Origin of the sequence: Variovorax jilinensis, assembly GCF_030316885.1 — a bacterium.
Classification (GTDB): Bacteria; Pseudomonadota; Gammaproteobacteria; order Burkholderiales; family Burkholderiaceae_C; genus Variovorax; species Variovorax jilinensis.
Map to the genome: position 1 here is coordinate 1,092,391 of NZ_JASZYQ010000001.1, position 15,893 is coordinate 1,108,283.

The following is a 15,893-nucleotide window of genomic DNA, read 5'->3' on the forward strand; positions in this document are numbered from 1 at the left end:
CCATGTTCAATCACATCCTGGTCCCGATCGACGGGTCCGACACCTCGATGCTCGCGGTCAGCAAGGCCAGCGGGCTGGCGCTGGCGTTCGGCAGCCGCATCACGCTCATCCATGTGGTGGACAACTACCCCTTCATCGGCGTCGGCGCGGACTATGCGCTGGGCCAGAACGAATATCTCGCGGCCGCCACCAGCAGCGCCAACGCGGCGCTCGCGCGCGGTGTCGCGGCGCTGGCCGCCGAGGGCCTGCACAGCGACCAACGCGTGATCGACGGCCACGTGGTGCACGAAGGCATCGTCGACACCGCGATCGCCATCGGCGCCGACCTGATCGTGATGGGCTCGCACGGACGCACGGGCATCGAGAAGCTGCTGCTCGGCAGCGTCACGCAGCGCGTGCTGCAGGAAGCCCGCTGCCCGGTGCTCGTGGTGCGCGGCGATCTGAACTGACGCGAACGCAAGCGACTCAGGCGAACTCAGCAAAAGGGCGGCGCACTCTCGAAGCACATCGGCCTGCCGTCCGCCGGATGCTCGAAGCCGAGCCGGCTCGCATGCAGCAGGAGGCGCGGCGCGCGAGCGCGTATGTCATCGTTTCCGTACAACGCATCGCCGAGGATCGGATGGCCGATCGACAGCAGGTGCACGCGCAGCTGGTGGCTGCGGCCGGTCAGCGGCTCGAGCCACAGATGGCTTGCATGGCGCTCCGGCAGTGCACGCGCGAGCCGCCACAGGGTCTGGCTGGGCTTGCCCGCGGCATCGACCTTCTGCAGCGGCCGGCGCGGCCAGTCGGCCGCCAGCGGCGCGTCGATGAGCGACCACTCGCCGTGGTCCGGCAACAGCCCGTCGACGATCGCGTCATAGCGCTTGTGCACGCGCCGCGTGGCGAAGGCGTCGCCGAGGGCGCGCTGCATCTGCGGGCTGCGCGCCATCAGCACGAGCCCGCTGGTCGCCATGTCGAGCCGGTGCACCACCAGCGCATCGGGCCACTGTCGCTGGGCACGGGCGCTCAGGCAGTCCTGCTTGTCCTCGCCGCGGCCCGGCACGCAGAGCAGGCCGGCCGGCTTCTCGAGCACCAGCAGGTGAGGGTCTACGTGGAGGGCTTGCAGGTCGGTCATCGCGAGGCTGGAGTCTAGGTCCGAACCCGCTCGGCTATCCTCGTCGCGATGCCTGCCGCGCCCGATTCCCAGACCCCCGCAACCTTCTCGGACCTCACGCGCGAGCGGCCCTTCATGCGTCTGTGGGTGGCGCGCCTGTTCGGCACCGCGGCCAGCCAGATGATGATGGTGGCGATCGGCTGGCACATGTACGAACTCACGGCGAGCGCCTGGGACCTGGGCCTGGTCGGCCTCTACCAGTTCGTGCCGGCGCTGCTGCTGGCGCTGCTCGCGGGCCACGTGGTCGACCGCCGCCATCGCGGCCGCATCGTCGCGGCCTGTTTCGCGACCCAGGGCGCGGTGGCGCTGGTCCTGCTGCTGGCGGTGGCCTTCGGACACGACACGCGCACGCTGCTGCTCGGCCTGTCCCTGGTGCTGGGCGCGGTGCGCGCCTTCCAGATGCCGGCCCAGCAGGCGCTGACGCCGCTGCTGGTGCCGCCGCTGATGCTCCCGCGCGCCATGGCCTTCAGCTCGGCCGGGATGCAGGGCGCGATCATCGGCGGGCCCGCGCTCGGCGGGCTGCTCTTCGTGGCCGGGATGGGCGTGGTCTACGGCGCCTCGCTGGCCTTCTTCGTCCTGGCGGCTGCGCTCGTGCTGCGGCTGCGCTATGGGCACACGGCACCGCCACGCGAGCCGGTGACGGTGGCCACGGTGCTGGCCGGCGTCGATTTCATCTGGAAGCGCAAGCCGGTGCTCGGCGCGGTTTCGCTCGACCTGTTCGCGGTGCTGCTGGGCGGCGCGGTGGCGCTGCTGCCGATCTACGCCAAGGACATCCTGAACACCGGCCCCTGGGGGCTGGGCCTGCTGCGCGGCGCGCCGGCCGTGGGCGCGCTCGCGATGTCGATCCTGCTCACGCGAAGGCCGGTCGAGCGCCACGTGGGCCGCACGCTGCTGCTGGCGGTGGGCGTGTTCGGCCTCTGCATGGTGGTCTTCGGACTGTCGCGCAGCTTCGTGCTCTCGCTGATCGCGCTCGCGATCTCGGGGGGCGCCGACATGGTCAATGTCGTGATCCGCCAGACGCTGGTGCAGCTCGAGACGCCCGACGCGATGCGAGGCCGCGTGAGCGCGGTCAATTCGATCTTCATCGGCGCCAGCAACCAGCTCGGCGAATTCGAGTCGGGCGCCACCGCCGCGCTGCTCGGGCCGGTCGGCTCGGTGGTCCTGGGCGGCGTAGGCACGGTGATCGTGGCGCTGGCCTGGTTCCGGCTCTTTCCGTCGCTGGCGCAGCGGGACAGGTTGGTGCGGCCCGGCTAGCGACGCCGCCGGGTGTCGCCGCCGTGTGCCCCTCGTCAGAAGACGGTGAACGCGTGCGGCACGTCGAGCGTCACGTCGCCCAGGGGCTCGGCCACGCACGGGAGGATCCAGCCTTCGGCCTTCTCGTCGGCGCTCACGCCGGGCCACTCAATGCGGTAGCGGATCTCGCCCGCCGCCAGCTGGCAGATGCAGGTGCGGCAGGTGCCGTTGCGGCACGAGCTCGGCAGTTCGATGCCGGCCGCCTCGGCCGATTGCAGCAGCGTGGCACCGGCTTCGGTGGCAAAGTCGAAGCCGCCGGGCGTGATGTGGGCCTTCATTCGCCGCGGGTGCGCGACGCCGCCTGCTGCCGACGCTCTTCGCGCAGCATGAACAGGTAGAGGCTCTCGACCTTTTCGCGCGCCCAGGGGGTCTTGCGCAGGAACTTCAGGCTCGACGCCACGCTCGGGTCGCTCGTGAAGCAGCGCACCGGGATGCGCTCACCGAGCCCGGCCCAGCCGTAGTGCGCGGCGAGCGCGGTCACGATGGCCTCGAGCGTGAGACCGTGCAACGGGTTGCGCGGCTGCTTCGCGGCGGCCGCGCCGGGCTCGCCGGCCTGGGTCACTTGTTCTTGAGCTTGCCGCGCGGGATCACCGCCGTGGTGATCGTGCGCACGGGTTCGATGCCGGCGCCGACCGGTTTCGGCGGTGTCGTGTCCTTCTTGGGCTTCTTGGCTTCCTTGGTGCTGCGCTGCTGACTCTTGGCCATGAGGTTCTCCGGGGATGATGCAAATGCAAATGTGGAGGCAAGTTTAGCCCGCACCTCCGGCGCGGCGACAATACGGCATCCAACGTTTCTGTTCTGCCGCATTCATGTCCGATTACGAAGTTCGCCCCGCCACTCTTCGCGATGCCAAGGCCGTCGCCGAAGTCCACGCTGCTGCCGCCCGCGCGGCCTACGACGGTATCCTGCCCGACGACGAACTGCGCGCGCTGGCTCCCGCCACCCGCGAGGCCAAGTGGCGCGAGGCGATCGAATTCAGCGAACCGCAGGTGCAGGTCGCCGAACTCGACGGCGAGATCGTCGGCTTCGTCGGCTTCGACCGCTCGCGCGACCCCAAGACGCCTTCGACCACCGGCGAGATCTGGGCTCTCCATGTCAAGCCCGAGCACTGGGGCAAGGGCGTGGGCGTGGCCCTGTGGGACGCCGCGCGCGACGGGCTCGAGGAAGAGGGCTGCACCGTGGTCACGATCTGGGTCCCGCTGCGAAACGACCGCGCCATGCGCTTCATCGAGCTCGCCGGCTTCAAGCGAGAAATGAAGACGGCCAAGACCACGGCCATCGGAAGCGTGAAGATCGAAGAGATCCGACTCAAGCGCAGCGTCTGAGCGGCCAAGCACCATGGCCACCAGTCTGCTGCTGCTGCTCGACGACATCGCGACGGTCCTGGACGACGTCTCGGTCCTGACCAAGGTGGCGGCCAAGAAGACCGCCGGGGTGCTTGGCGACGACCTTGCGCTCAATGCCCAGCAGGTTTCCGGCGTCAAGGCCGACCGCGAACTGCCGGTGGTGTGGGCGGTGTGCAAGGGTTCCTTCGTCAACAAGGCGATCCTGGTGCCTGCCGCACTGGCGATCGGCACCTGGCTCCCATGGCTGGTGACGCCGCTGCTGATGGTGGGCGGCGCCTTCCTGTGCTTCGAGGGCTTCGAGAAGCTGGCCCACAAGTACCTGCACAAGGCTGATCATGCCGCCGACACGGCCCGCCACGAGCAGGCCGTGGCCGACCCGCCGGTGGATGTCGGGGCGGTCGAGAAGCAGAAGATCAAGGGTGCCGTGCGCACCGACTTCATCCTGTCGGCCGAGATCATCGCGATCACGCTCGGCACGGTGCAGGGTCAGCCTTTCGTGACCCAACTCACCGTGCTGGTGGGCATCGCGCTCGCAATGACCGTGGGCGTCTACGGCCTGGTTGCGGGCATCGTGAAGCTCGACGATGCCGGCCTCTATCTCAGCCAGCGTGACGGTGCGGGCGCACAGGCCCTGGGCCGCGGCATCCTCGCCACCGCGCCCTGGCTCATGAAGGGCCTGTCGATCGCGGGCACGGCCGCCATGTTCCTGGTCGGTGGCGGCATCCTGGTTCACGGCGTGCCGGCGCTCGCGCATGCGGTGGAAGGCTGGGCCGCCACGCTCGGCGGCTTCGGCGGCTCTCTGGCGTCGATGGCGGCCAATGCCGGGATCGGCATCGTTGCCGGCGCCATCGTGCTGGCAGTGGTCGAGGGCGTGAAGAAGCTGCGCCGCAAGGGCTGAGCGCGGCTTCGGCAGCCGGTGCACAGCCGAGTGGCTGAGCCGAGAACCCGACAAGCCGACAAGCCGAAAAGCCGAGTGCCCCGGCCTCAGCGGCGCGGAGCCCTCACTCGCTGGATCAGCGCCACCACCACCAGCGCCACACCGAGCACCAGGGCGAACCAGCCCACCACGTTGGCGCCCGCCACCGTCTCCCGCCAGCCCGGCGATGTGAGGAAGCTCGGAGCGATCAGCACCGCCGCGCCGATCAGGATGCAGAGCAGGCCGCGCTCGAGCATGCGCGGTCCGCGGGAGGGTCGCTGGGGGGCCATTGCCCGAGTTTAGGGCCTGCACACGGCCGCTTCCTGCGTCATGGCCGCGTCACAACCGCTGACATCCCGCTGCCACAGCCCTGTCATTCGCACTGAAATCGTGCCTCAGGCTCAAAACCCACACCGGATTTGCCCCGCTTGCTATGCGAACCATAGCGTTTTTTAAGAGTTCCGCCTTAAATTCGTGCGTTTCGTGAACTTGTTCTTCTCGAAAAAGAATACTAGTGGCTTACATTCGTAAGTACTAGTTACGGCTTCGGTCACATATTTCTTTCGAAAAGAGCAACCGCATGAATCGCGTTTTCAGTGTCGTTTGGAACTCCTCCCTGCAAGTCTGGGCCGTGGCGTCCGAGCTTGCCGGCAAGGGCCGCCAGTCCGGCACCCTGTCCCGAGGCGTGTCGGGCCACCCGGTCCGGCTGGCTGCCCTGCACATCGCCATGGCTGCGGGCCTGGCGGGCTTCGGTGGCGCGGCGCAGGCCGCCTGCACGACGTCAGGCGCCGTGATCACCTGCGCCGCGGACAGCGTGCAGACCACCATCGTGGGCGACGGACCCGCCATGCCTGCAGGCACCCTGGTGAACGTGCTGCCGAATGCGATCCTCAACACCGGCGACAACACCGCGATCAGCATCGGCGACGGTTCGACCATTGCGATCGGCAACGACGCGCTGGTACAGAACACCGTCACGTCGACGACAGGCGGCAACTTCGGCACGGGCGCCAACACGATCGAGATGGGCAGCAACAACACGGTGACCATCGGCGCGGGTGCCCAGGTGCGTTCCGAGGGCACGGCGTTCAACGCCGAGGCGATCAACATGGTCGGCACCGGCAACACGCTGACCAATTACGGCACGATCTTCTCGAACGCCGGCGGCGCAGCCTTCTGGCTCGAGCAGCCCGACGGCAAAAACACGATCATCAACGAAGTCGGCGGCACGATCCAGTACGCCAGCGGTGCCAGCATCCTCGGCATGTCCGGCGCGATGGCGACGGTGGACTTCACGAACAAGGGCACGATCACGGGTTCGCTGACCTTTACCGACGGCGACGACCGGCTGCGCATCGACACCGGCTCGAGCATCAGCGGCACGATCGACGGCGGCGGCGGCAGCAACACGCTGGAACTCAACGGCGCGGGCACAGACACCTTCGTGAAGCCGTTCTCGAATTTCCAGTCGCTGATCAAGGCCGGCACCGGCACCTGGACCTTCCAGGACTCGCTGCAGGCCTCCGGCATCACGGCCACGACGGTGCAGAGCGGCACGCTGATCCTGGGTGCAGACGAGAGCGGCTACAGCAGTACCGGCACCATGACCGTGGCGCCCGACGGCATCCTGCAGACCTCGGGCGCGTTTGCACCCAAGGTCATCACGGACAACGGCCTCGTGCGCTTCGAGCAGACCGCCAACGGCAGTTACGACGGCCTGCTGAGCGGCAGCGGCGGCATCGAAAAGACCGGCGCAGCGACGCTCACGCTGCTCACGGACCAGGCCATCACCGGCACCACCACCATCAGCGCCGGCACGCTGCAGCTCGGCGCGGGCGGCACGGCGGGCATGGTCACGGGCCCGATCGTCAACAACGCGGCGCTGGCCATCGATCGCTCCGACACGGTCACGTTCGCGTCGCCCATTACCGGCAGCGGCAGCGTCACTCAGCAGGGCGCGGGCACGACCATCTTCACGGCCGACAACACCTATGCAGGCAGCACCACCATCAGCGCCGGCACCTTGCAGCTCGGCGCGGGCGGCACCACGGGCGGCGTGACGGGCCCGATCCTGAACAACGCGGCGCTGGTGATCGACCGCTCGAACGCGATCACGCTGGCCGGGCCGATCACCGGCAGCGGCAGCGTGACCCAGCAGGGCGCGGGCACGACCACCTTCACGGCCGACAACAGCTACGGCGGCGGCACCACGATCAGCGCCGGTACCCTGCAGCTCGGCGCCGGTGGCACCACGGGCAGCGTGACCGGTCCGATCCTCAACAACGCGGCGCTGGTGATCGACCGCTCGAACGCGCTGACGCTGGCGGCGCCCATCACCGGCAGCGGCAGCGTGACCCAGCAGGGCGCCGGCACAACGACTTTCACGGCGGACAACAGCTATGTAGGCACTACGACGATCGCGGCCGGCGTCCTGCAGCTCGGCGCCGGCGGCACCACGGGCAGCGTGACGGGCCCGATCCTCAACAACGCTTCGCTGGTGATCGACCGCTCGAACGCCTTGACGCTGGCGGCGCCGATCACCGGCAGCGGCAGCGTGACGCAGCAGGGCGCCGGCACGACCACCTTCACGGCCGACAACACCTATGCAGGCGGCACCACGATCAGCGCCGGCACCCTGCAGCTCGGCGCGGGCGGCACCAGCGGCGCGATCGTGGGCGACGTGCTGAACAACGGCACGCTGCGCATCGATCGCTCGAACGCGCTGCAACTCGATGGCGCGATCAGCGGCACGGGTGCGCTGGTCCAGGCCGGCAGCGGCAGCACGGTGCTGACCGGTGCCAACAGCTACTTGGGACCCACCACGGTGGCGGCCGGGGCGCTCAGGGCGGGCGCAGCCAATGCGTTCAGCGCTTCTTCGGCCCATGCGGTCGCAGCCGGTGCCACGCTCGACACGGGCGGCTTCAACCAGACCGTCGCCAGCCTGAGCAATGCCGGCACCGTCAACCTGCTGAGCGGCGCGGCCGGCAGCACGTTGACCGTGAACGGCGCCTATGTCGGCAACAACGGCGTGCTGAATCTCGGCACCGTGCTGGCCGGCAGCAGCAGCCTCAGCGATCGCCTGGTGCTGAACGGCAGCGCGGCCAGCGCCACCGGCAACACCACGGTTCGCATCACGAACCTCGGTGGCCTCGGTGCGCTCACCACCGGCAACGGCATCGAGGTCGTGACCGCCCAGAACGGCGCCACCACCACCGCCCAGACCACGCGCAACGCCTTCGCGCTGGCCAACGGCCATGTCGATGCCGGCGCCTTCGAGTACCGCCTCTATGCGGCCGATGCCAGCGGCGCGGGAGAGAACTGGTACCTGCGCTCGACCACCACCGTGCCGCCGGTCGACCCGGTGCCGCCGGTCAATCCGGTCGACCCGACCAAGCCGGTCGACCCCGGCGCCGTTCCCGTGCCGACCTACCGGCTCGAGGTGCCGTTGTTCGCAGCCCTGCCGGCGCAACTGCGCCAGACCGACCTGTCGATGCTGGGCAACCTGCATCGCCGCGTCGGCGACCAAACCGCGCCTGCGGCTTCCGCCAGCGGCGAGGGCGTGCGCCAGGCCTGGGCCCGCGCGGTCTACAGCGACCTCGACATCCGCCAGAAGGGCCTGGCCAATGCCAGGAGCGACGGCCACGTGAGCGGGCTTCAGGCCGGCACCGACCTGCTGGCGAGCGGCAACTGGCGCGCCGGCATCTATGTCGGCATGCTGGACGGCAATGCCGATGTCAGCGGCAACGCACGCGGCCTGATCGGCACGGTCGGCAGCAACGACATCGATGCACGCTACGTCGGCGCCTATGCGACCTGGATGGGCGCCGACGGCATGTATGCCGACTCGGTGCTGCAGGGCGGCCGCCACGACTACACGGTTCGACCGCTCGGCAATCCGAGCATCGACGGCAAGGCCACCAGCCTGACCGCCTCGATCGAGATCGGCAAGGCCTTCCCGCTGGCCGAGAACTGGAGCATCGAGCCCCAGGCGCAGTTGATCCGCCAGAGCAGCCGCTTCGACAACGTGCTGATCGGTGGCGCAATCGTGGGCCAGGACGCCGACGGCGGCTGGATCGGGCGCCTCGGGGTGCGCGTCAAGGGCGACCTCGCCACTGCCGCCGGTCGGCTGCAGCCCTATGCCCGCCTGAACGTCTACAACGGCGGCTCGGGCACCGACATCGCGACCTTCGTCGGCCCGGCCGGCAGCACCGCGATTGCCAGCGCGACCGGCTACACCTCGACCGAGCTCGCGGCGGGCATGACGCTCAAGCTGACGCCGGTGGCCACGCTGTACGGCGAAGTCGGACAGCTCTACAGCAACGGCGGCGACGCGCGCGTGAAATCGTCGGTACAGGGCTCGATCGGCATGCGCCTGAGCTGGTAGCAGGGGGGGTCCGGGTTTCGGTTCAAATACGGGCTTCGCGGCCGCCGGACCTCGGGCGGCCTTCGACGCCACCGCACGACCGCCAAGCCATGGACCTTCCTCGCATTCGTCTTCTCGCCTCTTCGCTGCGCGCCTCTGCGCCGCTGGTGCTCTGTGCAGCGGCATCGCTCGCCGCGGCACAGGACGCCAGCCAGTTCCCGGCGGCCGCGGTGCGCTTCCTGGGGACGGAGATGCCGGCCATGGAAGCCGCCGTCGCGGCCCGCGATCGCGACTATTTCGAGGACGCGATGGGCCGCATGCTCGACTTCTCGGACCGGTGGGGCTTCAAGTCGCGCGACAACCCGGCGCTGGCCCGGTATTCGATGTGCACCGACGCCGTGTCCGACTTTCTCGTGGTTGGCATGTGCCGCATCATGACCACCAGCTCGGCCTGCGAACCCGGCATGGCCGCCAAGTTCGACAGCAACCTGCAGCAGTGCCGCGAGCTCGCGGCCAGGCGCTGACGCCTTCGGAGGACCCTCCATGGACTACAGCCGCTACCACAGCCTCGCGATCACCCGCCGCGGCACCGCCGGCGGCGTGCTCGACATCCAGATGCGAGCGCCCAACGGCAAGCTGCCGACCGCGGGCCACGAAGGCCATCGCGAGCTGGCCGAAATCTGGCGCGACGTGTCGGCCGACGACAGCGTGCGCTGCGCCGTGCTGCGCGGAGAAGGCATGGGCTTCTCGGGCGGCGGCGACCTGGCACTGGTCGAGCAGATGGCGACCGACGATGCGGTGCGCCTGCGCGTCTGGAAGGAGGCGCGCGACCTGGTCTACAACCTCGTCAACTGCGACAAGCCGATCGTCAGCGCCATGCATGGCCCGGCCGTGGGCGCGGGCCTGGTGGCTGGCCTGCTGGCCGACATCTCGATCGCGGCGCGCAGCGCGAAGATCGTCGACGGCCACACGCGGCTCGGCGTGGCCGCGGGCGACCATGCCGCGATCGTCTGGCCGCTCCTGTGCGGCATGGCCAAGGCCAAGTACCACCTGCTGCTGTGCGAGCCCGTGAGCGGCGAGGAGGCCGAGCGCATCGGCCTGGTGTCGCTCGCGGTCGAGGATGCCGAACTGCTGCCGCGTGCCTACGAGGTGGCGGACCGGCTCGCGGCCGGCAGCCAGAGCGCGATCCGCTTCACCAAGTACGCGCTCAACAACTGGCTGCGCCAGGCCGGGCCGACCTTCGACGCTTCGCTCGCGCTCGAGTTCATGGGCTTCGCGGGGCCCGACGTGCGCGAAGGCGTGGCCTCGCTGCGCGAACGGCGCGCACCCCGCTTTCCCTGAAACGCGGCTTCAGCAGGCCTTGAGGCCAAGCAGCGTCTGCAGCAGCACGACGCGCGTCTGGCCCAGCACCATGCCCTTCCATTCGTCGTTGTCGCAGTAGAAGGCGTCGCGCAGGTCCTGGCGGATCGCGCGCTGCTGTGCCTCCGGTGCCTCGGGATGGCGCCGCAGCCAGGTGTCGGCGCGCAGCCGGGTCAGGACCTCCATGTCGGGCAGGGTGCCGAACTCCAGGCCCATGAGCGATGCGTTGGCCTGCGGACATTCGTCGTAGACCGTGGACACCACGGGACCCGAGACGTCGGCCGAGGCCGAAGTGCCTTCGAAGGGGGCGAACACGTCGGCACCCCACCAGGCCCGGGCGCGTGCCAGGTCGGGTGCCGCATTGCGGCCCGGATAGATCTTCTCGCCGTGGCCGTAGGGTCCGAGCCCGGTGTGGATGTCGATCCACGCGATGTCGCGCGCGGCCTGCGCATGCTGGCGCAGGATCGCCCGGATCGTGCGGTTGCTCCAGGACGGGCTGGTGCCGCCGTAGAACACGCCGTCGGGCGAGGTGTACTGGCCGGTGGTGACCGCCGCACGCCAGGCGCGCAAGCCCTTGCGTTCGATGTAGTCGGCGATCGCGGCCTCGTCGGCGGGGCCCGGGGGCCAGCCCTGCGGCAGCACGAGGGGCTCGACCTCGGCATAGGCCGCGTTGACGGGCAGCGGCGCTGCGAAGTCGATGTGGTTGCGGTTGAGGTCGATGTTGTGCTCGTTGGTGCGGTGCAGATGCGAGAAGCCGTGCGGATTGATCGCGTGCACCAGCAGCAGCGCGACCCCGGCCTCTGCGAGCCGGGCCAGCAGGTCGGCGTCGTGCAGCGTCGCGACCTGGCAGCCCGAGCCGCAGAAGCCTTCGGGCCCGTGCGTGCCCGAACTGACGATCAGGAGGCGCGTGGCCTCGGGCGCGCCGAGGCGCGCGACGTCGGTGGCCAGCGCCTCGCCGAACGCGCCGCGGTGGCTATCGAGTTCGAAGCTTTCGATATCGGCGCCTGCGTTGCGCGCGGCATCGAGGAACTTGTTGCGGGCTTCGGCGTAGCTGCCCGAGAAATGACGGGTGGCGGAGGTACTGTGCATGGGGTCCTTTTCTTCCTTCAGACCCCGATGATCGCCGCGCCGGCGAGGATGCGAAAGGGCGACCCTAGCCGAGGAGCTTCGCGATGGCGGACGCCGCCTCCCGCGCTTCGCGCTCCGAATGCACTTCGGCCGCCAGCAGCCGGCCATCGGCCGCCACCGAGATCGCGATCGCCTTCTTCGGACACAGCCCGAGGCAACTGCACTGCACCACGCGCAGGCGCACCGGCAGCCGATGCAGTTCGGCCTTCAGCAGCTTGCGAACCTGCCTGGCATCGATTTTCGAAGGCCCGCTGCTGCGCTCCTCGCAGTCGCCGCAGACCAGCGCCACGCCGCCGAACTTCGGCTTCACGAAGGGGGCCGCGCGCGCGGGGCTGTCGTCGGATGAGCTCACTGCATTTCCTTTGGCTTTTCCCTGGTGCAAGCAGCGATGCTAGGCGCGAACGGCACGCGGCCGAGTCAGCCAACCCGCCGTCCTGCCGGTGGCGACGGTGCTTTCTGCGGTAACTTCGGGGACATGCCAAATCCTCCCATCGAAATCGAAACCGCCCCGAATCCGACCGCCACGGTCCTCGTCATGCATGGCCTGGGCGCCGATGGCAACGACTTCGTGCCGATCGCCAAGGAACTCAGGCTGGCCGAGGTCGGCCCCGTGCGCTTCGTGTTCCCGAACGCGCCGCTGCTGCCGGTGACGATCAACGGCGGCTACCGCATGCCGGCCTGGTACGACATCCTGGGCCCCGGCGCACCCGAAGACGAAGCGGGCCTGCGCGCCTCGCAGGCCGCGATCGAGGCCTTGATCGCCGCCGAGAAGGCGCGCGGCATCCCGGCTTCGCGCATCGTCGTGGCCGGCTTCTCGCAGGGGTGCGCGATGTCGTTCATGACCGGCCTGCGCCATCCCGAGAAGCTGGCCGGCATCGTCGGCCTCTCGGGCTACCTGCCGCTGGCCGACAAGATCGCCGCCGAGCGGAGCCCGGCCAACCAGAAGACTCCGATCTTCCAGGCCCACGGCCAGCGCGACGGCGTGGTGCCGCTGGCGCGCGCGGCCTATGGCCGGGACGCGCTGCTGGCCCTGGGCTACGACATCGAGTGGCACGAATACCCCATGGAGCACTCGGTCTGCATGGAGGAAATCGCCGACCTGAACGGCTTCCTGCTGCGGGTCCTGGCCTGAGCCACGGCTTTTTTCGGCGCTGCTGCGAGACTTCGGCGCCCGTGCTACCTTCCAGCCCCACGAAAGAACGATGGGTCATATGGATACGAGCAAGATCAAGGAGCGCCTCGAAGCGCTCTCGCCCGCGCGGCTGAAGGGAGTCCGGCGCGGGATCGAGAAGGAGAGCCTGCGCGCGCAGCCTGACGGCAAGCTGGCATTGACACCGCATCCCCTGGCGCTGGGCTCGGCGCTGACCCATCCGCACATCACGACCGACTTCAGCGAGTCTCAGCTCGAGCTGATCACGGGCGTCCATTCCGACGTCGAGGCTGCGCTCCAGGAGCTGGTCGACGTCCACCGCTTCACCTACGGCGTACTCGACCAGGCCGGCAACGAGCGGCTCTGGGTCTCGAGCATGCCCTGCGGCCTGCCGACCGACGAGACCATCCCGATCGGCCGCTACGGCTCCTCCAACGTGGGCCGCGCCAAGAGCGTCTACCGCATGGGCCTGAGCCACCGCTATGGCCGGCGCATGCAGACCATTTCGGGCATCCACTACAACTGGTCGCTGCCCGAGGTGTCGAGCGAGCAGTATTTCGCCCTGATCCGCAACTTCCGCCGCCACGCCTTCCTGCTGCTGTACCTTTTCGGCGCCTCGCCGGCGCTGTGTTCGAGCTTCGTCGACGGCCGCCCGCACGAACTGCAGCCGCTCGGCGAGGGCAGCATGCACATGCCCCACGGCACCTCGCTGCGCATGGGGCGGCTCGGCTACCAGAGCGAGGCGCAGGCCTCGCTGGCCGTGAGCTACAACAGCCTCGACGGCTACGGCGCCTCGCTGCAGGACGCGCTGACCCGGCCATGGCCGGCCTACGAGGCCATCGGCATCCGCAACCTCGGCGGCGACTACAACCAGCTCGCCACCAGCCTGCTGCAGATCGAGAACGAGTTCTACGGCACGATCCGCCCCAAGCGCGTGATCTACCCGGGCGAGCGGCCGCTGCATGCGCTGCGCGAGCGTGGCGTCGAATACGTCGAGGTCCGGTTGATGGACCTCGACCCCTTCGAGCCGGTCGGCATCAACGCCCAGACCATGCGCTTCCTGGACGTCTTCCTGCTGCATTGCCTGATCACCGACAGTCCGCCCGACACCCGCGCGGAGATCGCCGACCTGGCCCACAACCAGCACCTGACCGCAGCGCGCGGGCGTGAGCCCGGCCTCGCGCTGCGGCGCAATGGCCGCGACGAGACGCTGAGCGTTTGGGGCGCCGAACTGCTGGCCGAGTTCGAGCCGATCGCCGCAGCGCTCGACGCCGCGCATGGCGGCTCCCACCATGCCGAGGCAGTACGGTCGGCCGCGGCCGCGCTGCGCGAGCCGGCGCTGCTGCCTTCGGCCCGGGTGCTCGAGGCGATGAAGTCGCACGGCGACTCCTTCGTCGCCTTCCTGCGCGCGCGCTCCGAGGAAACCCGCGCCACGCTGCTCGCGCTGCCGCTGGCCGAGGCCCGGCGCGAAGCCTTCGAGCGCATGACGCAGGCGTCGATCGCGGCCCAGCAGCGCATCGAGGCCAGCGACAGCATGCCGTTCGAGATCTACCGCGAGCAATACGTGTCGCCGGCCCGCCTGGGCTTCAAGAACCACTGGGCCGAAACGCCGGGCGAAGCAGCCGTGAGCCAGCGCGCGGCGCTCTGAGGGCTGGCGCGTCTCGCGCCGTCGGAGGAGGGTAGGCCTGAACCTACCCTCATTGGCCGCCTCCGCCCACCCGGCAGGCTCGGCGAATGCGGATGATCGGAACTCATGCGAGACAGACACTTGCCAGCTTCCGACCGGACCCGCCTTCCCATGACCTTCAAGACCTACCTGGTCGAAGACAACCCCGTGATTCGCGAGAACCTGATCGGCTTTCTCGAGGACATCGTCGATGCCACGATCGTGGCCCATGCCAGTGGCGAGGACGAGGCCGTGGCCTGGCTCGACAGCCATCGCGACGGTTGGGACGTTGCCATCGTCGACCTGTTCCTCGACCAGGGCAACGGGCTCGGCGTGGTCGACGCCTGTCGCCGGCGTGCCCCGCACCAGAAAGTGATCGTGGTCAGCAACTACGCCACGCCCGACGTCCGGGCCCGCTCCAAGGCCATGGGCGCCGACGCCTTCTTCGACAAGTCGGCCGAGATCGACCTCTTCCTCGACTACTGCGAACGGCTGAGTCGCCGAAACGACTGAGCGATTCGCCGCGCCGGCCGGGCGCCCTGCTTTTCTGATGTAAAACGCGTCGCGTCAACTTTCAGGAAAGCATCCAGCATGAGCAGCACTATCGATTTCAAGGGTCGCGTCGCCATCGTCACGGGCGCCGGCGGCGGCCTCGGCCGCGAGCACGCCCTGGCCCTGGCCGCGCGAGGCGCCAAGGTCCTGGTCAACGATCTCGGCGGCGCGCGCGACGGCTCGGGCGGATCAGTCAGCGCCGCGCAGGCAGTGGTGGACGAGATTCGCGCGGCCGGCGGCGAAGCCATCGCCAACGGCGCGTCGGTCACCGACTTCGATGCCGTGCAGGCGATGGTCGCCCAGGCCGTGGAGGCCTGGGGCCGCGTCGACATCCTCGTGAACAACGCCGGCATCCTGCGCGACAAGAGCTTCGCGAAGATGGAGGTGGCCGACTTCCGCCTCGTGGTGGACGTTCACCTGATGGGTGCCGTGCATTGCACCAAGGCCGTCTGGCCGCACATGAACGCGCAGAAGTACGGGCGCATCCTCATGACGACCTCGTCCTCGGGGCTCTACGGCAACTTCGGCCAGAGCAACTACGGCGCCGCCAAGATGGCGCTCGTGGGCCTGATGCAGACGCTCTCGATCGAGGGTGCGAAGAACGACATCCGCGTCAACTGCCTGGCGCCCACCGCGGCCACGCGCATGACCGAAGACCTGATGCCCGAGGCCGTGCTGAAGGCCTTGCGGCCGGAGGCCGTGGTGCCGGCCATGCTGGTGCTGGTGTCCGAAGGGGCGCCGAACCGCACCATCCTGTGCGCCGGCGCCGGCACCTTCGAGGCCGCGAACATCACGCTGACCGGCGGCAGCTGGATCGGCCTCGTGGCCGACGCCCCAGAACAGCTTGCGGCGCGCCTGGCCGAGGTGACCGATCGCTCGGGCGAGATCGTGCCGCAGAGCGGCGCCGCGCAGGGCAGCAACGAGGTCGGCAAGGCGATGGCCAACGCCGGCCAACGCTGAGCCCGAC

At 69.3% G+C, this 15,893-nt stretch carries 18 protein-coding genes; 11 read left to right on the forward strand and 7 right to left on the reverse strand.

What is annotated here, in order from left to right; all coding sequences use genetic code 11:
* Nucleotides 1–2 precede the first annotated feature (2 nt).
* Nucleotides 3–449, forward strand: coding sequence for a universal stress protein (locus tag QTH87_RS05255; RefSeq protein ID WP_286607470.1), 447 nt, complete (start codon nt 3–5; stop codon nt 447–449).
* Between the two features lie 26 nt (nt 450–475).
* Here the strand turns inward: QTH87_RS05255 and QTH87_RS05260 are convergent, their stop codons facing one another.
* On the reverse strand, nt 476–1,114 hold the full coding sequence (locus QTH87_RS05260; RefSeq protein WP_286607471.1) for an RluA family pseudouridine synthase: 639 nt from the start codon (nt 1,112–1,114) through the stop codon (nt 476–478).
* A gap of 114 nt (nt 1,115–1,228) precedes the next feature.
* Between QTH87_RS05260 and QTH87_RS05265 the strand changes: the two genes are divergently transcribed.
* Nucleotides 1,229–2,407: an MFS transporter gene (locus QTH87_RS05265; protein ID WP_444812752.1), complete on the forward strand. Its 1,179-nt coding sequence runs from the start codon at nt 1,229–1,231 to the stop codon at nt 2,405–2,407.
* 35 nt (nt 2,408–2,442) lie between these two features.
* Here the strand turns inward: QTH87_RS05265 and QTH87_RS05270 are convergent, their stop codons facing one another.
* Genes QTH87_RS05270 through QTH87_RS05280 form a run of 3 tightly spaced genes read right to left on the reverse strand, consistent with a single transcriptional unit; the run spans nt 2,443 to nt 3,151 of the window.
* Entirely contained in the window at nt 2,443–2,724 is a 282-nt protein-coding gene (locus QTH87_RS05270; protein WP_286607474.1) for a 2Fe-2S iron-sulfur cluster-binding protein, read from the reverse strand.
* Nucleotides 2,721–3,008, reverse strand: coding sequence for a VF530 family protein (locus QTH87_RS05275; protein WP_286607475.1), 288 nt, complete (start codon nt 3,006–3,008; stop codon nt 2,721–2,723). The genes QTH87_RS05270 and QTH87_RS05275 overlap by 4 nt, the downstream gene beginning before the upstream one ends.
* Nucleotides 3,005–3,151, reverse strand: a complete 147-nt coding sequence (locus tag QTH87_RS05280) for a hypothetical protein (RefSeq protein WP_286607476.1) — start codon at nt 3,149–3,151, stop codon at nt 3,005–3,007. Before QTH87_RS05280 ends, QTH87_RS05275 begins: the two co-directional genes overlap by 4 nt.
* Before the next feature lie 104 nt (nt 3,152–3,255).
* On the opposite strand from QTH87_RS05280, the gene QTH87_RS05285 reads away from it, so the two are divergent.
* Together QTH87_RS05285 and QTH87_RS05290 are read left to right on the forward strand one after the other, a co-directional pair.
* Nucleotides 3,256–3,771 carry a GNAT family N-acetyltransferase gene (locus QTH87_RS05285; RefSeq protein ID WP_286607477.1) on the forward strand — a complete coding sequence of 172 codons (516 nt, stop codon included), beginning with the start codon at nt 3,256–3,258 and terminating at the stop codon, nt 3,769–3,771.
* A gap of 13 nt (nt 3,772–3,784) precedes the next feature.
* Nucleotides 3,785–4,690, forward strand: a complete 906-nt coding sequence (locus QTH87_RS05290) for a DUF808 domain-containing protein (protein WP_286607479.1) — start codon at nt 3,785–3,787, stop codon at nt 4,688–4,690.
* Nucleotides 4,691–4,776: 86 nt separating this feature from the next.
* Here QTH87_RS05290 and QTH87_RS05295 read toward each other — a convergent pair whose 3' ends face one another.
* Nucleotides 4,777–4,998, reverse strand: a complete 222-nt coding sequence (locus QTH87_RS05295; protein WP_286607480.1) for a hypothetical protein — start codon at nt 4,996–4,998, stop codon at nt 4,777–4,779.
* Between the two features lie 290 nt (nt 4,999–5,288).
* On the opposite strand from QTH87_RS05295, the gene QTH87_RS05300 reads away from it, so the two are divergent.
* The 3 genes from QTH87_RS05300 (at nt 5,289) to QTH87_RS05310 (ending at nt 10,412) form a co-directional block, all read left to right on the forward strand.
* Nucleotides 5,289–9,092, forward strand: a complete 3,804-nt coding sequence (locus tag QTH87_RS05300) for an autotransporter outer membrane beta-barrel domain-containing protein (protein ID WP_286607481.1) — start codon at nt 5,289–5,291, stop codon at nt 9,090–9,092.
* Nucleotides 9,093–9,181: 89 nt separating this feature from the next.
* Nucleotides 9,182–9,595 carry a hypothetical protein gene (locus QTH87_RS05305; protein WP_286607482.1) on the forward strand — a complete coding sequence of 138 codons (414 nt, stop codon included), beginning with the start codon at nt 9,182–9,184 and terminating at the stop codon, nt 9,593–9,595.
* A 19-nt stretch (nt 9,596–9,614) separates the two neighbouring features.
* Nucleotides 9,615–10,412 carry an enoyl-CoA hydratase/isomerase family protein gene (locus QTH87_RS05310; protein ID WP_286607484.1) on the forward strand — a complete coding sequence of 266 codons (798 nt, stop codon included), beginning with the start codon at nt 9,615–9,617 and terminating at the stop codon, nt 10,410–10,412.
* Nucleotides 10,413–10,421: 9 nt separating this feature from the next.
* Here the strand turns inward: QTH87_RS05310 and QTH87_RS05315 are convergent, their stop codons facing one another.
* Nucleotides 10,422–11,519, reverse strand: coding sequence for a M14 family metallopeptidase (locus tag QTH87_RS05315; RefSeq protein ID WP_286607485.1), 1,098 nt, complete (start codon nt 11,517–11,519; stop codon nt 10,422–10,424).
* Nucleotides 11,520–11,583: 64 nt separating this feature from the next.
* Complete coding sequence (locus QTH87_RS05320) at nt 11,584–11,910, reverse strand: hypothetical protein (RefSeq protein WP_286607487.1); 327 nt, start codon at nt 11,908–11,910, stop codon at nt 11,584–11,586.
* 123 nt (nt 11,911–12,033) lie between these two features.
* On the opposite strand from QTH87_RS05320, the gene QTH87_RS05325 reads away from it, so the two are divergent.
* From QTH87_RS05325 to QTH87_RS05340, 4 genes are all read left to right on the forward strand, one after another.
* A complete protein-coding gene (locus tag QTH87_RS05325; protein WP_286607488.1) occupies nt 12,034–12,690 on the forward strand; it encodes an alpha/beta hydrolase in 657 nt (218 codons plus the stop codon).
* Between the two features lie 70 nt (nt 12,691–12,760).
* On the forward strand, nt 12,761–14,356 hold the full coding sequence (gene gshA / locus QTH87_RS05330) for a glutamate--cysteine ligase (RefSeq protein ID WP_286607489.1): 1,596 nt from the start codon (nt 12,761–12,763) through the stop codon (nt 14,354–14,356).
* 150 nt (nt 14,357–14,506) lie between these two features.
* Nucleotides 14,507–14,887, forward strand: a complete 381-nt coding sequence (locus tag QTH87_RS05335) for a response regulator (protein ID WP_286607490.1) — start codon at nt 14,507–14,509, stop codon at nt 14,885–14,887.
* 78 nt (nt 14,888–14,965) lie between these two features.
* Nucleotides 14,966–15,886 (forward strand): SDR family NAD(P)-dependent oxidoreductase, encoded by a 921-nt coding sequence (locus QTH87_RS05340; protein WP_286607491.1) that lies wholly within the window; start codon nt 14,966–14,968, stop codon nt 15,884–15,886.
* The last annotated feature ends 7 nt before the right edge of the window (nt 15,887–15,893 follow it).